The sequence below is a fragment of the Agrobacterium sp. 16-2014-1-2a genome (genome assembly GCF_053522705.1).
Window position 1 is genome coordinate 1 of record NZ_JBNWBX010000018.1, and the last position, 14,896, is coordinate 14,896.

The following is a 14,896-nucleotide window of genomic DNA, read 5'->3' on the forward strand; positions in this document are numbered from 1 at the left end:
AAACGCTCAAACGCGCCGCAAGTCGTAAGTGCGCCCTTGTCTGTTTACCGGTGGCGACGCTAGCAACAACGAACGGTGATTTCGACTACTAAAAGTAGTGGTCGAATGGGGGCAAATTCTTGTGTTTGAGAAGGGGAAGCGAACGCATCAATCAGGGGAGGTGATTTTCCCCCGCTGAAAAATGGGGCATTCGGTCAGGTCGATGTCAGGGGGACATCGAGACTTTAATCAGCGGGCTCTCCGAGGCCTGAACGAACACCGAAGACGGCGTCATGTGCTTCACATCATCAATTTGAAATCGAGCGATGATATCGTGGCATCGATCCCCAAGGTTTCAAGGGAGCGGACGATGCAGGACGTGGCGACGGTAGGGCTTGATATAGCCAAGCAGGTTTTCCAGGCGCATGGAGCAGATGCGAGCGGAGAAACCCTTTTCAACACGAAGATCAAACGTGAGAACGTTCTGGAGTTTTTCAGCAAGCTCAAACCATGCCTGATCGGAATGGAGTCCTGCGCTACAAGTTATCACTGGGCACGGCAGTTACTAGAATTTGGGCATGACGTGCGCTTGATCCATACCAGTTACGTGAAGCCCTTCGTGAAACGCGGCAAAACCGACGCCAACGATGCAGAGGCGATCAATGTTGCGCTTACGCAAAAGACAATGCGCTTCGTTCCAGTCAAAACCTTGAACCAACAAGCGGCGATCACGATTTTTCGAACTCGCAGCCTTTTTGTTTCACAACGGACTCAACTCGTAAACGCGCTGCGGGGGCACCTAGCGGAGGCCGGCCTGATAGCGGCGAGGGGCATTCAAAATTATTCCAAATTAGTCAAACTTATGGAAAGTGCAGCAGATACCGTCCTGCCGACAGTTATGAAAAATGCTCTCACCGACATTTGCGACCAGATACATCGATTGAATGATTTGGTCACGAAACTAGACAAAGAGATTGAGCGACGTGTCCAACACGATGAGAACGCGTGTAGGCTTCTGACGATACCTGGTGTTGGCCCGAAAACTGCAATGTGCGTTATTGCGACAATTCCTGATATCCATCGGTTTCCATCTGGCCGCCATTTCTCTTCATGGCTGGGTCTTACTCCTCGCACGCATTCAAGCGGAGGTCGTTCGGTTCTGAGCCGCATTACGAAAATGGGGAATAGCGAACTCCGAACGATGCTTTATCTCGGGGGCACAGTAATCATGATGCGAGATAAGAAAACTCCAATCGGTCGCTGGGCCAGTCGATTGCGCGCGAGACGACCGTACAAAGTTGCCGTTATCGCTGTGGCAAATCGTATAGCGCGCATCATTTGGGCTCTTTTGACAAATGGGGGAGTTTACGATCCGACATACGGCCGAGAAGCCTCAGCGTGACGCAGCGATAATCTTGGGCGTTTGAATAGGTGGTGGTCGGCGGTAAGCTAACGGGTAGCGCACTAGAGAGCGAATTGTCCGAATGACTAGATGTACCTGGAGTACGGGACCGCTATAGGCATTTGCTCTGCGTTTCGCAAAATGGCGACCTTGAGAGGTTATGCCGTCAAGACTCATGCAGCGCTTCCAATTGCCTTGCCCTCGATCATCCATCTAGCGGGTCGCTTCCAATTAGGGGGCGGCCCGCACTCCTGTCTGGATGGTGATGGCCGCCTCCATGACCGTGCCTTTCTTGACGTGACTGTGTTACCAAAATTGCGTCGAAGTGAGCGGCAGTGCAGGCGGGCATCTGGCTGCAGCGATTGGACAGGGTGCGTCGTTAACGGTCCTTCGTAACCTCTACGCTCCACTCAGTCGGCCACGGTATAGCGCCCGTAGCGCCTGCGATTGGGAAAAAACCGGGAAGCGATATACAACCTAGGATAAAGTACCATTGAATGTTCGCTATTGAGGAATGAAGGTATTGCAATACCATCTGCATAAATCAGAGCCGGTTGCCTCAAGATCGAATGTGCATCGTCCGAGAAGACAGGCATTCGTTTGGTGGCTACCAAAAATCGGAGTTTCAAAGGCCTCTGGAATGGCCCATACAGGACACCGTCGATAAGCGGAGCAGACATGAAGACCAGCCTTGAACATTTGCCGGAACGAAAGCAACGCGAGCTCGCGCGCGTCGTCGGAATTATTCAGGAAGAGTTTGCTGATCTGGTGGAGCGCTCGAAGTCTGACGCCAAGAGGGATGGGCGGATTTTCAAAATCATTCTGTTCGGTTCTTACGCGCGTGGCACCTGGGTGGATGAACCGCATACGTCGAAAGGCTATCGCTCGGATTTCGATATCCTCGTCATCGTCAGCAACAAGGAACTGGCCGATCCCAAATACTGGGACAAGACAACAGACCGGCTGATGTGGGACAAGGAGATCGAGACGCCCGTGAGCCTCATTGTCCATGGTGCTCGCGAAATCAGCAATTTCCTGCAGGAAGGGCAATATTTCTTCAGCGACATCCGACGGGATGGCATTGCGCTTTACGAACTCGACGATAGGGAGCTCGCCGAGCCTAAAAGTCTTACGGGGCAACAGGCATATGACTTGGCAAAAAGACATTATGCCAGCCGCCTCGGTGTCGTTGACAGTTTCATAGATCACACGCTCTTTGCCCTGCAGAAGCACAACTCAAAAAGCGCAGCTTTCATGCTGCATCAATCCATAGAGCAGGCCTATTCCACTCTGCTTTTGACCCTGACCAACTACAGCCCTGCGAGCCATAATCTGAAGTTTTTGCGAGGGCTGGCGGAGGGGCAGGATATCCGACTTGCCGAGGCCTGGCCGCGAGATCACCATCGGTTTCAGTCGTGGTTCAACACGCTAAACGAAGCCTATGTTAAGGCCCGCTATTCTGACCATTACGAAATTACCGAGGAGGCTTTGACCTGGCTGACTGCCAGAACGTCAATCCTCTACGAGCTCGTCAACACGGTCTGCCGCGAGCACATCGAAAAGCTCAAACAGGCCGCGGGACAAGCCGCGAACGCCAGCGACTGAGCTTCACCGGTGATACAACAATCCTGAGCTCAGGTGACGGCGACCACAGCGTCATGAACCATATGGTCAAACCTACTCTCACAATCGCTATTTCGATCTCCTCATAGAAACTGGTCTGTCTTCCAGGAACGAAGCCGCAGTCAACAGCGGCAGTTCCGGTGCGACCGCAATCGAAAGGAATAATCGTGGCAAGGAAAACCATCGAACAGCGCCTGGCTGAACTGGATGCGCAACGTTCCGCGCTCAAGGCCCGTCTCTCGAAAACCGAGCGCAACAACGATATGCGACGCAAGGTCTTGATCGGGTCGCTCGTTCTACATCACCTGGAGACCGCGAATGATCAGGAGTTTAAGCAGCAGCTCGATGACTGGCTGCGCCGCGAACTGCCGGGCTTTCTGACGCGTGACAATGACAAGGCGCTGTTTGCCGATCTGATCGGACAAGGACTACCGGGCACAGGTGAGAATGATAACAGCGTGCAGGGTGCTCCATGAACCGATTGCGATTTGCCCGCGACGCATTCAAAAACATGATGCGAGCCGCCGCGCGTGATCCGCTTTGGGCATTCCTGGCTTTGATCGCGATGCCCTTCCGAATCTGGAAACGGCTCCTTGGATTTATGTTCATCCTGTTCAACGTCACCTTTGTGATCGGCATGGGTGGTGGTTATTTCCTCGAGCAAATGGGTTTCGGTCGCGGCTCGCCTGTCTACATCATCCCGGGTTTCTTAACCTTGCTGGCGCTTGCCGTTATCACCTTCTGGTTCATCACCACTCCACTGATTTTGCATTTCGGGGAGAATGACGATGATACCCATGGCTCCGCCCGTTTTGCGACAGACAAGGAGATAGCCGCTCTGACCTCATCCGGTTCCGGCCTCCTGATTGGTCGTGATACAAAATCAGCCAAACCTCTGCGCTATGATGGCCCGGCCCATCTGCTGACGATGGCGCCGACCCGTACCGGCAAGGGTGTCGGCACGATCATCCCGAACCTGCTGACTGCCGACCGTTCCGTGATCTGCGTCGATCCGAAAGGTGAGAATGCAAGAATCACCGGTCGTGCGCGCCAGAAGTTTGGGCTGGTTCATGTGCTCGATCCTTTCGGGGTCACCGGGAGATCCTCGGCAGCCTTCAATCCCCTTGCCCTGCTTGATCCGCACAACCTCGATGTCGCGGACGACGCCAGCACCCTTGCCGACGCCCTCGTGTTCGACGAACCGGGAATGGCGGGCGAGGCGCATTGGAACGAGGAGGCAAAAGCTCTTATCGGCGGATTGCTGCTCGAGATCGTTGCATCTGAGCCTTTGAGACGCAGGCACCTCGCGACACTCCGCGACTATCTCACCCTTGCTCCGGAACAATTCGCAGCGCTGCTCAAGCGTATGCAGGAAAGCGATGCGGCAAGAGGTCTTGTCGCGCGCGCCGCAAACCGCCACCTCGGAAAATCCGATCGCGAAGCCGCAGGCGTTCTCTCCGCAGCCCAACGCCATACGCATTTTCTTGATTCACCGCGCATGACGGCCGTCCTCAGCTTCTCGGATTTTCGGTTTGCCGATCTCAAGCACAGCAACATGACGGTGTTCCTCGTCCTTCCTCCTGATCGCCTCTCGACCTATTCGCGCTGGCTGCGCCTGCTTGTCTCACAAAGCCTGCTCGAAATGGCCCGCGATCCGACAAAGCCGGCGACACCGGTTCTTTATCTACTTGATGAGTTCGCATCCCTTGGGCATTTGGCACCAGTCGAACGCGCGATGGGTCTGATGGCGGGCTATGGTGTCCAGCTTTGGCCCATCCTCCAGGACATCCATCAGCTGCATGCCACATACGGTCACCGCGCCGGAACCTTCCTGTCAAATGCCGGCGTGCTGCAGGTCTTCGGCGTCAACGATCATGACAGCGCCCGCCTCATCTCTGATCTGCTCGGGCAGGAGACGGTCGTGTTCCAGACGATGGCGAGAGCCCTCGATTCCGATAAGACCGGGATATCCTATAGCCAACAGCATACCGGCCGACCGCTGCTCACCCCTGATGAGGTGCGCAATCTGCCGGCGCACGGACAATTGCTGTTCCTTGCCGGACAACGACCAATATTTGCTGAAAAGCTGGCTTATTTTGCCGATCCGGAATTCAGGGAGATGTTCGATCTAGTCTGACGGAAGCGTGACAAACAGGCAGTCTGGCATTCGCATCGCAACCTTCTATCGGAGGCCCTTGGATCTCCTCGGCGTGGACTACCAATTATCATGACTGATAATTCCAATCGCCAAGGAATTGGAAACGGGTCGGTATGAACGTCTGCAGCAATCGACGCGTGATCCAGCCTGTCCTGACGGGAACGCGCTCCCCCATAGCGCCGAAGTGAGCGGCAGGACAGGCGTGCGTTTTTCTGTGAAGGTGCAACGAGGGATCGGTCTGAATGCGATCGAAGGCGCGTTAGGAGGCATCCTTTCACTCTTTGCCGGTGACAATCGGCAAAGTCTTGAGATGCCTGTCAATCGGCTCGACAACATCGTTGGGCAAGGGAAAATTGGAATTTTCGGTCTCCATCTTTCCATGAATAGCGCGACGGTTTCCTTGGCAGTGTCGAGGACGAACTTCTTCGGCAGGTTAGCTTTTGCGGATAGATGTGCCAGTTTGTCCGTTGTGAAACGGTTGAAATCCTTAGTCCTGTTGAAGGTCAGCGCGGATTTGTCGTTCGCAATGTACGGGATCGTGGACACGAAGTCTTAAGCGGAAGCGAGACGCGCGTTGCGGCGATAGGGTCAGATCAGAGTCCAGTTTTTCAGGAGCATGTCGCCATTGCCGATCAGGACATTGAACGTGAGGCGGCGAATGAATTCGGCGACATCACCCTGATCGGATGCAGACGCGATCACCAAGGTTAGCCAGTTTGAAAAAATACGAGGCTCGCGCGCCTATCCAGGCTCTCAATCGACATATTTCTTTGCCGTCGCCCTAAGCCTGTCAGAGTGCTCATAGATTTGGTCTAGGCTGTCGATGATCAGTCGTTCTTCCGCCTCACCATCGAAGAGGCCAATATATTTGATTGATCGATTGAAGTGTAATCGGGCGAGGGGCTTGCGGTTGTTGTTGTCGATTAAAACTCCGCAATAAGATTTCTGATCACGCATCACGACACGGGAAGGACTTATGGTGTCGCGCACGATAGCTTTGACAATCATGTAGCCCTCTCGTTCTTCTTCCGTCGTGACGATTTCCGGTTCGTCTTCGACAGGAGCGTCGATCTTCTCGATGACCTCTTCAGTGTCCGCCAAGGCGCTGGAGAGCCTGCTCTTAACGGTGTCCATGATGACTTCCCGAAACGCGGTCCTGACCACGCCGGTAAGCATTTCTCTCACCTGGGCTGTCATCCGGCCTTCATAGACGCCAGCAGAAACGATCCGCACAAACTCCTCGGACGGCTCTTCAATGAGCTTGGAAATAACCTGCTTAATTCCAGAGGTGTATTTGAGACGCTCTGCCGTTGCGAGGATGGCATCCACATCGAATGCAGACTTCTCAAATTTCCTAAGCTCGGTGACGATACCTGCATTGAAATCGGTCACGTCGAAGACAAAGAACGGGCGGGTATCCAGTTTGTTGGGCGCTTCGAGATCTGTGTAAAAATTGAAAGTTCGGCCATTGGTCAGAATGGCGAACTTCGCATTCGTGACGCTGAAATAGCGGTACAACTGATCAAGATGCTTCTTATCCAGGGCCACCGATATCGGCTTGCACTCGATGAGTATTCGGACTTCACTGTCGATCTTGATTGCGTAATCGACCTTCTCACCTTTTTTGCCGACCGCATCGGCGGTGAATTCAGGAACAACTTCAGACGGGTCGAAAACATCGTAGCCAAGCGAGCGTAAGAACGGCAAGACGACCGCAGTCTTGACCGCTTCTTCAGTAGCCATTGTACTGGAATGCGATTTCACCCGCTCAGCGATTGCGCGCAAGCTCTCTTCGATCGTGCTCATGTGTTCCCCCTGCTGAGCCATAATCAAAGTAAAGTTGCTTAAGAGTTTGATTCCGTCAATCTGGCGTTGTCATCAATTTTAGGTTTTGCTTAATAAGGGCAGGGGCAGGCCACAGTCGCAAAGGCATCCTGCAAAAGGGCCTTTAATGGTGTTCCCAGCAAGCGGATTGCCTACCACCGTCCGCGTCCGAGGGGGTCTCTCAGTGTGTAATTTTTCACGATTCTGATCGCTCTTGTTCCTTTGGTTGCGGTTGCGAACGACACGCCACAGGACGAATACGTCAAGCTGCTCGGTCGCATTTCGTCGGCAATGGCAGATGATCCAAAGGTCGAAACTTACCACTTCCTTCGTGAACCTTGGCAGAGGTTCATGAGGTCCAATTTTCGCAAAAAACAACCAAAAATACATTCAGCCAGTGCAGGTGAGTGAATGTGAGAAGTTTGCCGCGCTTACCAAGAAGTGAGTTAAGCGACATGAAAAATCGACCCAGCATAGGGCGTCGCTGCCAATCGAAGCATCAGAAAGGAAAAACCCGCCAGTGCGTTTGGCGGGCTTTCTCGATTGAAATCGGTGTGCCCGGGCCGGTCGCTCACGCAAGCAGCACGACCGCCGACAGGAAAAGTATGGACAGGCTGCATGCTATCTCGGGAATGCTCATCGTGCTTTCCTCCCTGCTGCGATGTTGAGGAAACAAACGTAGAGGGCAGGTGAGCAGTTCCAATTGCAAAAGCCACACTCGACTCGGTTTACAACTTGTGCATTAAATGCTCCTACAACTAGGGGCATTCATTATGAAAACTGTATTGATCGCGCTGGCGCTGACCTGCGCAACCGTTTCTGTATCGTTCGCTCAGAACGTGAATGGATATTTCAAGAACAATGGCACTTACGTCGCTCCGCATTACCGCAGCAGTCCGAACGGAACGGTGACCGATAACTACTCCTTTAAGGGCAACTCAAACCCCTACACTGGAAACAGCGGATCCAATCGCTATCGCAGCGATACGACGTCCCCGTATTTCAATGGCACTCCGTCATCGAACGGCCGGTATGGTCATTCTTCCAACCGCTGGTGATTGATCGTGAAAACCGTGCTCATAATGCTCACGGTAGGCCTCTCCAGTTGTGCCAGTATAAAGCCCGATAACGAGCTGGTCGTAGAAAGGGGCTGGCAGGCGCGGAATCCAACTCCACCGGATTTGGGTAACCCCACAGCCCCGAAGTTTCGTCAGTCTCTGGCCAAAGGCGGCGACAAAAATGACGATGGCGGATATGGAGGGTCCGGCGGAACTGGTGATGGAGGCGGCTGACCCTTTTCGCAATTGCATCAATTGCTTTCAATGACTGACAGGAATCCATCAACATCGACGATTCGCTTCTCGAACTGGTCAATCTAAGCATCGCGGCCTCGGTTTTTTTCTGGGGTGTTCTTCAGTGGTGTCTTGCAGTGAGAGCGGAGCGACGCAGACGCGATGCCAATCTGACCGCTTGGGGTTTCGAGGTTATGGAGATGATGTCAGAACTACATTCCATCGCTTCGTTTACTAAAAGCTCCGGCGCTGTCTCCTCTACCGCAGAACGCCTTGCCTGGCAGGCAAGCGCCTTGGTCGAGCAAGGTCGTGTATTTTTCCCGAATGTGCATCCCGATAAATCCCATGACGGATTTCGACCGAAATTGCTGGACGAAGTCGTACGATGCACGATCATCGCGCAATATCTCCGAGAACATCCTGATGTTGCCCCAAGCAGAGTTCTCAAAGACCAGATATGGATCGCGCGAAAGGCGTTCCGGCGAGACTTGCAGCGAAAAATCCATCTCACTCTTCTGCACGTCGACGAACATGACATTGGTGAATCGATTTCACACGATCCAATGACATGGCCAGCCCCAGGAAACCGCACCGATAAAAGAGTATTCTAACGGGTCATGGTGGACAAATTCCGGCAATGAACCCGCTGGTAGTGACGGCCTGCTAGCAGTTTTTTATCATCGGGGACGGAATACAAAGCCCTCGGAGTATGTCCGCTGCGCGAGTTCAGCGAACGCCGATTTGGAAACGAGGTCAATCTGTTTCATCGCCTCATCCGGTTATAATGAGGTTGCAAAAACATTATAACCATGTTGTGCTCCTATTCGGTATCTTAGTGTGCATGCACAAAGACGGGTTCTTTTGGACCGAGCGTGACCTTCGGGGCGGAAATCGCCGATGGCGGCGTTCAGGCAAGCTGGCGCTCGATCGCAGCCTTATCGATGACCGACCAGACCCTGCGGATTTCTCTGTGCTCGAATTCGTAGAACACATGCTCGCAGAATTGAACGCGCCGGCCATTGACCGGAAGGTCCATGAAGGTGGCTTTGGGGGTGCAATTGAATGGAAGCCGGGCGGCAATGCGCGTCGCGTCGCTGACAAGGATCTCTGCCTCAAATCGCAGGTCGGGAATGTCGACAAAGTCCTTGACCAGCATGTCGCGATAGCCCGACAACCCGAACGGCCGGCCATTGTGTTCGACATCGTCGTCGACGAAGGCGCCGAGGTCATCGAAGGCCTGGTGGTTGAGGCAGTCGAGGTAAGCGAGATAGACGGCGTTGAGTGTTTGCAAGTTGTTCTCCTGCACCGGTATGGTGTGTGCTGCCGATAGCTCTCGGGTTGCCGGACCATAATGGTGCAGTCAAACTGCGATGAGCTCGCACCTGCCATCGTCTAGCCGGTAAAATCCATCTGCGGAACGGGCAGTTCGAGAATCTCCCGCTTTGAAAGTCCGAGAAACCCGCGCGAAGAATCCGCCCGAACAGACCATGGGAAATGGCGATGGTCGGCTGCCGGATATCCGAGATCCATGAGGTCGCGCGCTTGTAGGCGTCATCAAAACTCTCTCCATCTGGCGCCCTGAAATACCAGTCGAACGCGTTTGACCCGTCAAGATGGCCGGGAAACTCGGCGTCGATTTCAAATAGCGTCATCCCGTCCTAGGACCCAGTCCTGACCTCAACCAGTCGGTCATCTTCGACAGACGGGAGCGGCACCTTTGCCTCTATGCGTTCCGCGGTCTGGCGCATGCGTCCAAGCGGACTGATCTGCATCTGGAACAACTGCTCATCGTTGCAGAATGCGTCGAAGAGCAGGCAAGCAACCTGGTCTGCCTGTTTGCTGTCGAGGACGATATGCAGGTCGCGGATTATGCCGGCCGCGAGCAGCAGAGCGTTTCGGATCTCTTCATCGCTGCGCCACCCGAGGTCGATGGAGAGGGCAACGGTTTGGATCTTGAGGAGGCGGTCACGGCCGGGGCCGGGTGGAATGCCGATTGTTTCGCGCATGTCGCGGATTGTCGTAACTGCCCGTGCGAGCATACGTCGCTTCTGATAGTCATCGAGGTGATCGAGCCGGTTGGCGTCGCGGATGAGTTCGGCAATGAAACTGTTGGTCACGGTCATTGTACGAGGTTGCCGGGTTAGCTGAGCGGCGTCAATCATAGACCGGCAGGGTGAACTTCCGGCTCCAGTTTTGATGCGATGCTGTGATGCCATCGCATCAGACCGGCTCGTAAGGCGCGTTTGGCCACCAATTCCTGTTATGACGTAATCGTTATATTTATCAGAATGTTGGGATGGATTTTTCGGGTAGAAAATGAAAAAAATCGTTACTGAATAGTTCATCGACAAGTTCGCTCATTTCGAGAGATACGATTCTGCGAAAGCATTCCTCCTCCATGCGCAGAATGCATTGATGGAATGGGCCATGGAATAGCGAATGATCGCTCGGCTTAGACCGTTTTTTGCCTCGGACGGTGAGCGGACGCCGTGCGTCAGACTAGGATTCAGGGTAACGTTGTGTCGGGCCCTGCGCTGATGGGGTTAATGATGTTGGGGGAGAAACATTGTCTTTTTCAGAAAGCTATCTTGGAAAACTGCGTGCGAAGGTCGGGTCAGACACCATCCTTGTCCCGGGCGCTCGTGTGATCGTGAAACGTGACGACGGGCACGTGCTAATGCAGCATAGGAGTGACTTTGACGTCTGGGGGATACCAGGTGGAAACGCGGAGGAAGGCGAAGACCTTCAGTCTATCGCAGTAAGAGAGACATTAGAGGAAACAGGCGTCCGGATTTGGAACCTTAAACCTTTCGGTTTCGGGAGCGACCCGACATTTGAAACGATTACCTTTCCTAATGGTGACGTGTGCCAATTCTTCGCAATGATGTTCTACACGTCAGATTTTGATGGCGAGCCGGTCGTTGCTGACGACGAATCCAAGGCGGTAGAGTGGATAAATCCGCATACCCTGCCTGCCATGCTTCCCAACATGCGTCGAAGTATTGAGGCGTTTCAGGAGTTTGAACGTACCGGCGTTTTTCAGATGATTTAATCTTCCTGAGACTGGTTACAGGCAATAGTGGAGCTCAATCGCCGAAGTGGTGTTTCGCCACGTACGGGAACCGGCCCAAACACAGCGTCCCCCGGCGACGCACACGGCTTCATACATCCCACGGACGCGTGCGCCAGATTGAGCAAAGGTTACTCAGACGAAAAGAGACGCTACGAGACGACGGAATTGGAAGGAGTTAACATGCTCGACTTGCATTACGAACATCCGGCTTTAGCTGTGCTTTACGATCTCGACAGCGGCTGGTCTATTGATCGTGATTTCTATCTTGGCTTGGCGTCGGGCGGACAAAAACGCATTCTGGATCTCGGATGTGGCACCGGTTTGCTATGCGACGCATATGCCTCGCTTGGTCATCAGGTCACAGGTGTTGACCCAGCACGCGCCATGTTGGACGTCGCGAGGACAAAGCCATATGGTTCTCATGTAGAATGGATCGAAAGCACGGCTCAGTCATTCCGCTCAGACAAGCGATTTGATCTCATCATTATGACCGGAAACGCCTTCCAGGTTTTCCTCGAAGACCAAGACATCCTTGCGGTGTTCGAGACCATGCGCATTCATTTGGCACCAGACGGCGTTATTGCCTTCGAAACACGCAATCCAGTTGTTGACTGGCAGGCGCGTTGGGACAAAGACGCTACCCATACATTTGGCGAACAAACGATCCATCAATCCCGCAAAGTGTCGAAGAAAGAGGGTGACCGCATCTCGTTTGAAACGCGGTTCGGGTTTCCTGACAAACAACTGGTATCTTTCAGCGAGTTGCGTTTCCTATCCAAGTCTCAGATCGAGGACCTGCTACTCAAGCGCGGCCTGAGGCCCAAAGCGATCTATGGGGGCTGGGACAAGCAGCCCTTCGATGCAGCGAATTGCGACGACATAGTCTTCCTGGTCGAGGCGGTGTAGAGGTCTGCCTGACCATGACTATCTTCGAAAACGTCGCGTGTACAATAACTGGAGAGCGGCAACATGGTGACGCTTCGGATTGATCCGTTCCCGCGCCAGGACGAGCTCAATATGCTTTGGTTAGAAGCTTGGGGCAGCAAAGGGCCAAAAGACTTCTCTAGCATCCTGTCACGCAGCCTCGCCCATATTGCTGCCTATGAAGATGATCGCCTTGTGGGCTTCGTGAATGTGGCGTGGGACGGAGGTGTCCACGCCTTCATCCTGGACACCTGCGTTATTCCCCCGATGCGAAGAAGAGGTATCGCTGCCCGCATGGTGGTAGAAGCCACAAATGTAGCGCGAGAGCGCGGAGCGAATTGGTTACATGTCGACTTCGAACCGCATCTGAGTTCATTCTATCAGAGTTGCGGATTTCGGCCGACCAAGGCAGGGCTCATCAAGCCTAGGTGATTCGAAGCGGTCACTTTGGGTTTCGGGTTGTGAGCCACGCGCCAATTGCGGCCATCGCGAGATAATCTCTAGCAAGCGGTAGGAAATAGCGCGGCCGGTTGTGCGGCCCAGTCCGTCGCAATGTATCGTTCATTGGTCTTCATCTAGCGTGTTTCTCGTCACCCTAAAACTTTTCAAAACTGCGGCAACAATCGCTTCCGGGCAATCCTCTTGAACAAGATGGCCAGTCTCGGGTAACAGGGTACACCGATGAGCGGAAATTAATGCTGCTAAACGCTCCCCCATCTCATAGGGAATCCAATCGTCATCTTTTCCCCAAAGCACAGTTACCGGGCAGTCCATCCGCGTATAAAGAGTTTCAATTTCATCTGTAAAACGTTGGTCCATTTGCGCGATTTGCCGATAAAATGCGGGCTGTCCGACAGGGCCGATCCAAGGCGCGCTGTATATATTCAGCGCCTCTTCCGATAACGGCGACCGCGCGGCTGTTTGAAGGTAAGCACGTAACACGGCACGATGAATGTAGTCCGGCATTCCAGAAAAGGCCATTTCATGCTGACGAACATGCTGCACCAAGGGTGATCCCCATGGCGAAAGAGCTACAGCATCGATGATCGTTAAGGCTGAATAGCGCAATCCGTTAAGAAAGTAGGCACGAAGTACGGTTGCGCCGCCGAAATCGTGGGCCAGCATCTCTGGCCGATCAATATTCCACTCTCGAAACAGATTGGCTAAAACATCATTCTGTACGCCGAGCGACACATCCTGCCCTTCGCGCATTTCGGATTGTCCATATCCGACCATATCAAAATAGTAAATGGTTCGATGACTGGCAAAGTGGGGGATGATACGGCGCCAGACCTGAGAAGAGAAAGGTGTCCCGTGAACGGCAACCAGCGGCGGCCCGCTGCCTATTTTTCCCCAACGAACATCATTCCCATTAATTCTTAGCTCGTGTGGGAGATTCAGCATGGAAATTCCTGTTCTTACTTGGACCCGGTGCGTGACGCCCTTCCTTGAATTTGCAAATCATCATCCCGATAGACTACGATCACCAGTTCATAATTTTGACGGTAATGATCAGTCCGCTGTGATTAAGCATTGAAGTATGCCCCCTTTCGGCGCGGAAGACTGACCCCGGTTGGGACAGGCTAACACGCGGATCAATGTGCCGTTTCTTGGATATGGCGGGGGTCAGCCTTCCGCGCCGATGGTGGGGTCAAATGCCAGGCCGGAACACACATGGTCATGGCCCGCACTTTCTCGGTGCGTCAGACTGTTTGTTTTCTTGGTGATCCTTGTCCTTGCTAGACACTTATAGGACGTGGTGCTCAAAGGCGCCGAGATCGGCAAACTGCGAGTGGAGATCGGCCACGACCTCAGGGTCGCTCAGGCTGTCGCCACCCCGGGCCAGGCAGCGTTCGATGGCGTCTGCCGCTGTAGTGCGCAGGACGGTGTAGTGGAGTGGCCGGGCAAGTGCCGTAAAGGCCGGAAGCCAGTACGGCCGCACGACGCCGTCAAGGATGACGAAGTAGCCTTACACGCCTTTTATGATGTCGCAGATGCCCTTGCGGATGACGTCCTTGTCGGCGATCTGTCCTGCCTGAATGTTGAAAACAGCATCGATCCGGACAGCGGCGCCTTTCTGGCGGGCGACAACCCGCAGCGTCTGAATTCTGCCGCTTCCGCTGGTTTCCTGGTGGGCATCGATTGACGACAGTGCCTTGTTGATCTGGATACCTGAAAAACCTTCTGCTGCGACGGCCTGGGCGAGCTTTTGAAGGACAGCGGGTGCTTTGGCTTTCGGTAGTTCCTGAAAGGATTTGTAAGAGACAGCCGTGACCATCGGCACACCTGAGACTGTGAAGTTTTTCTCGCACGATGCTGCGAAGGCCGGGTTGGATACGGTGATCAGACCGAGAATTGCGATGGCATGTTTCATATTGCGTAATCCGGTTGTTGGTGAAGGTTTTCAGCTGTTGGCCGCATCATAATGTCGACCGTTTTCCTCTGTAGGTTGATGGCGGCGGTAATGCTTCATGGGCTTGCGCAAGCGTTTCCAGCCATGTTGCTAGGCCATCGGGAACTGCATCGTTGCCGGCTTCCAGCGCCTCGATCCATGAGAGTTCACATTGCAAGGCAGAGGCAATATTGATTGGCGTCCAGCGGATCACCCGCAGGCATTCATT

General features: G+C 53.7%; 16 protein-coding genes and 1 pseudogene. 9 read left to right on the top strand and 8 right to left on the bottom strand.

Translation table 11 applies throughout. The annotated features are described in order from the left end of the window. The first annotated feature begins 349 nt into the window (after positions 1-349). The 5 genes from ACQZ45_RS26850 (at position 350) to ACQZ45_RS26870 (ending at position 5,718) form a co-directional block, all read left to right on the top strand. Positions 350-1,381, top strand: coding sequence for an IS110 family RNA-guided transposase (locus tag ACQZ45_RS26850; RefSeq protein ID WP_448742645.1), 1,032 nt, complete (start codon positions 350-352; stop codon positions 1,379-1,381). A 678-nt stretch (positions 1,382-2,059) separates the two neighbouring features. Continuing rightward, a complete protein-coding gene (locus tag ACQZ45_RS26855; RefSeq protein ID WP_448742632.1) occupies positions 2,060-2,986 on the top strand; it encodes a nucleotidyltransferase and HEPN domain-containing protein in 927 nt (308 codons plus the stop codon). A gap of 185 nt (positions 2,987-3,171) precedes the next feature. Beyond that, positions 3,172-3,480: a mobilization protein gene (locus ACQZ45_RS26860; protein ID WP_448742633.1), complete on the top strand. Its 309-nt coding sequence runs from the start codon at positions 3,172-3,174 to the stop codon at positions 3,478-3,480. Beyond that, the gene (locus ACQZ45_RS26865; RefSeq protein WP_448742634.1) at positions 3,477-5,141 is read left to right on the top strand and encodes a type IV secretory system conjugative DNA transfer family protein; all 1,665 of its coding nucleotides are present in this window, start codon (positions 3,477-3,479) and stop codon (positions 5,139-5,141) included. The genes ACQZ45_RS26860 and ACQZ45_RS26865 overlap by 4 nt, the downstream gene beginning before the upstream one ends. Before the next feature lie 223 nt (positions 5,142-5,364). Beyond that, positions 5,365-5,718 (top strand): hypothetical protein, encoded by a 354-nt coding sequence (locus tag ACQZ45_RS26870; RefSeq protein ID WP_448742635.1) that lies wholly within the window; start codon positions 5,365-5,367, stop codon positions 5,716-5,718. A gap of 197 nt (positions 5,719-5,915) precedes the next feature. Here ACQZ45_RS26870 and ACQZ45_RS26875 read toward each other — a convergent pair whose 3' ends face one another. Next, positions 5,916-6,968 carry a type I restriction endonuclease gene (locus ACQZ45_RS26875; protein WP_162696624.1) on the bottom strand — a complete coding sequence of 351 codons (1,053 nt, stop codon included), beginning with the start codon at positions 6,966-6,968 and terminating at the stop codon, positions 5,916-5,918. A gap of 791 nt (positions 6,969-7,759) precedes the next feature. Between ACQZ45_RS26875 and ACQZ45_RS26880 the strand changes: the two genes are divergently transcribed. Further along, positions 7,760-8,044: a hypothetical protein gene (locus ACQZ45_RS26880; RefSeq protein WP_448742636.1), complete on the top strand. Its 285-nt coding sequence runs from the start codon at positions 7,760-7,762 to the stop codon at positions 8,042-8,044. 446 nt (positions 8,045-8,490) lie between these two features. Here ACQZ45_RS26880 and ACQZ45_RS26885 read toward each other — a convergent pair whose 3' ends face one another. From ACQZ45_RS26885 to ACQZ45_RS26895, 3 genes and pseudogenes are all read right to left on the bottom strand, one after another. After that, the gene (locus ACQZ45_RS26885; RefSeq protein ID WP_448742637.1) at positions 8,491-8,784 is read right to left on the bottom strand and encodes a hypothetical protein; all 294 of its coding nucleotides are present in this window, start codon (positions 8,782-8,784) and stop codon (positions 8,491-8,493) included. Between the two features lie 401 nt (positions 8,785-9,185). Continuing rightward, positions 9,186-9,569: an ester cyclase gene (locus ACQZ45_RS26890; protein ID WP_448742638.1), complete on the bottom strand. Its 384-nt coding sequence runs from the start codon at positions 9,567-9,569 to the stop codon at positions 9,186-9,188. Between the two features lie 69 nt (positions 9,570-9,638). Further along, a pseudogene (locus ACQZ45_RS26895) lies at positions 9,639-10,167 on the bottom strand (histidine phosphatase family protein). A gap of 677 nt (positions 10,168-10,844) precedes the next feature. Between ACQZ45_RS26895 and ACQZ45_RS26900 the strand changes: the two are divergent. From ACQZ45_RS26900 to ACQZ45_RS26910, 3 genes are all read left to right on the top strand, one after another. Beyond that, positions 10,845-11,330, top strand: a complete 486-nt coding sequence (locus tag ACQZ45_RS26900; RefSeq protein WP_448742639.1) for an NUDIX domain-containing protein — start codon at positions 10,845-10,847, stop codon at positions 11,328-11,330. 201 nt (positions 11,331-11,531) lie between these two features. Continuing rightward, entirely contained in the window at positions 11,532-12,257 is a 726-nt protein-coding gene (locus ACQZ45_RS26905) for a class I SAM-dependent DNA methyltransferase (RefSeq protein WP_448742640.1), read from the top strand. A 63-nt stretch (positions 12,258-12,320) separates the two neighbouring features. Further along, entirely contained in the window at positions 12,321-12,707 is a 387-nt protein-coding gene (locus ACQZ45_RS26910) for a GNAT family N-acetyltransferase (RefSeq protein ID WP_448742641.1), read from the top strand. A gap of 129 nt (positions 12,708-12,836) precedes the next feature. On the opposite strand, the gene ACQZ45_RS26915 is transcribed toward ACQZ45_RS26910, so the two are convergent. The 4 genes from ACQZ45_RS26915 to ACQZ45_RS26930 all read right to left on the bottom strand — a co-directional run. Further along, complete coding sequence (locus ACQZ45_RS26915) at positions 12,837-13,679, bottom strand: alpha/beta fold hydrolase (protein WP_112292417.1); 843 nt, start codon at positions 13,677-13,679, stop codon at positions 12,837-12,839. 343 nt (positions 13,680-14,022) lie between these two features. Next, entirely contained in the window at positions 14,023-14,217 is a 195-nt protein-coding gene (locus ACQZ45_RS26920) for a hypothetical protein (protein WP_448742642.1), read from the bottom strand. A gap of 27 nt (positions 14,218-14,244) precedes the next feature. Continuing rightward, on the bottom strand, positions 14,245-14,649 hold the full coding sequence (locus tag ACQZ45_RS26925) for a hypothetical protein (protein WP_448742643.1): 405 nt from the start codon (positions 14,647-14,649) through the stop codon (positions 14,245-14,247). 46 nt (positions 14,650-14,695) lie between these two features. Beyond that, positions 14,696-14,896, bottom strand: a 201-nt coding sequence (locus ACQZ45_RS26930) for a hypothetical protein (RefSeq protein ID WP_448742644.1), incomplete at its 5' end; no start/stop codon positions are given.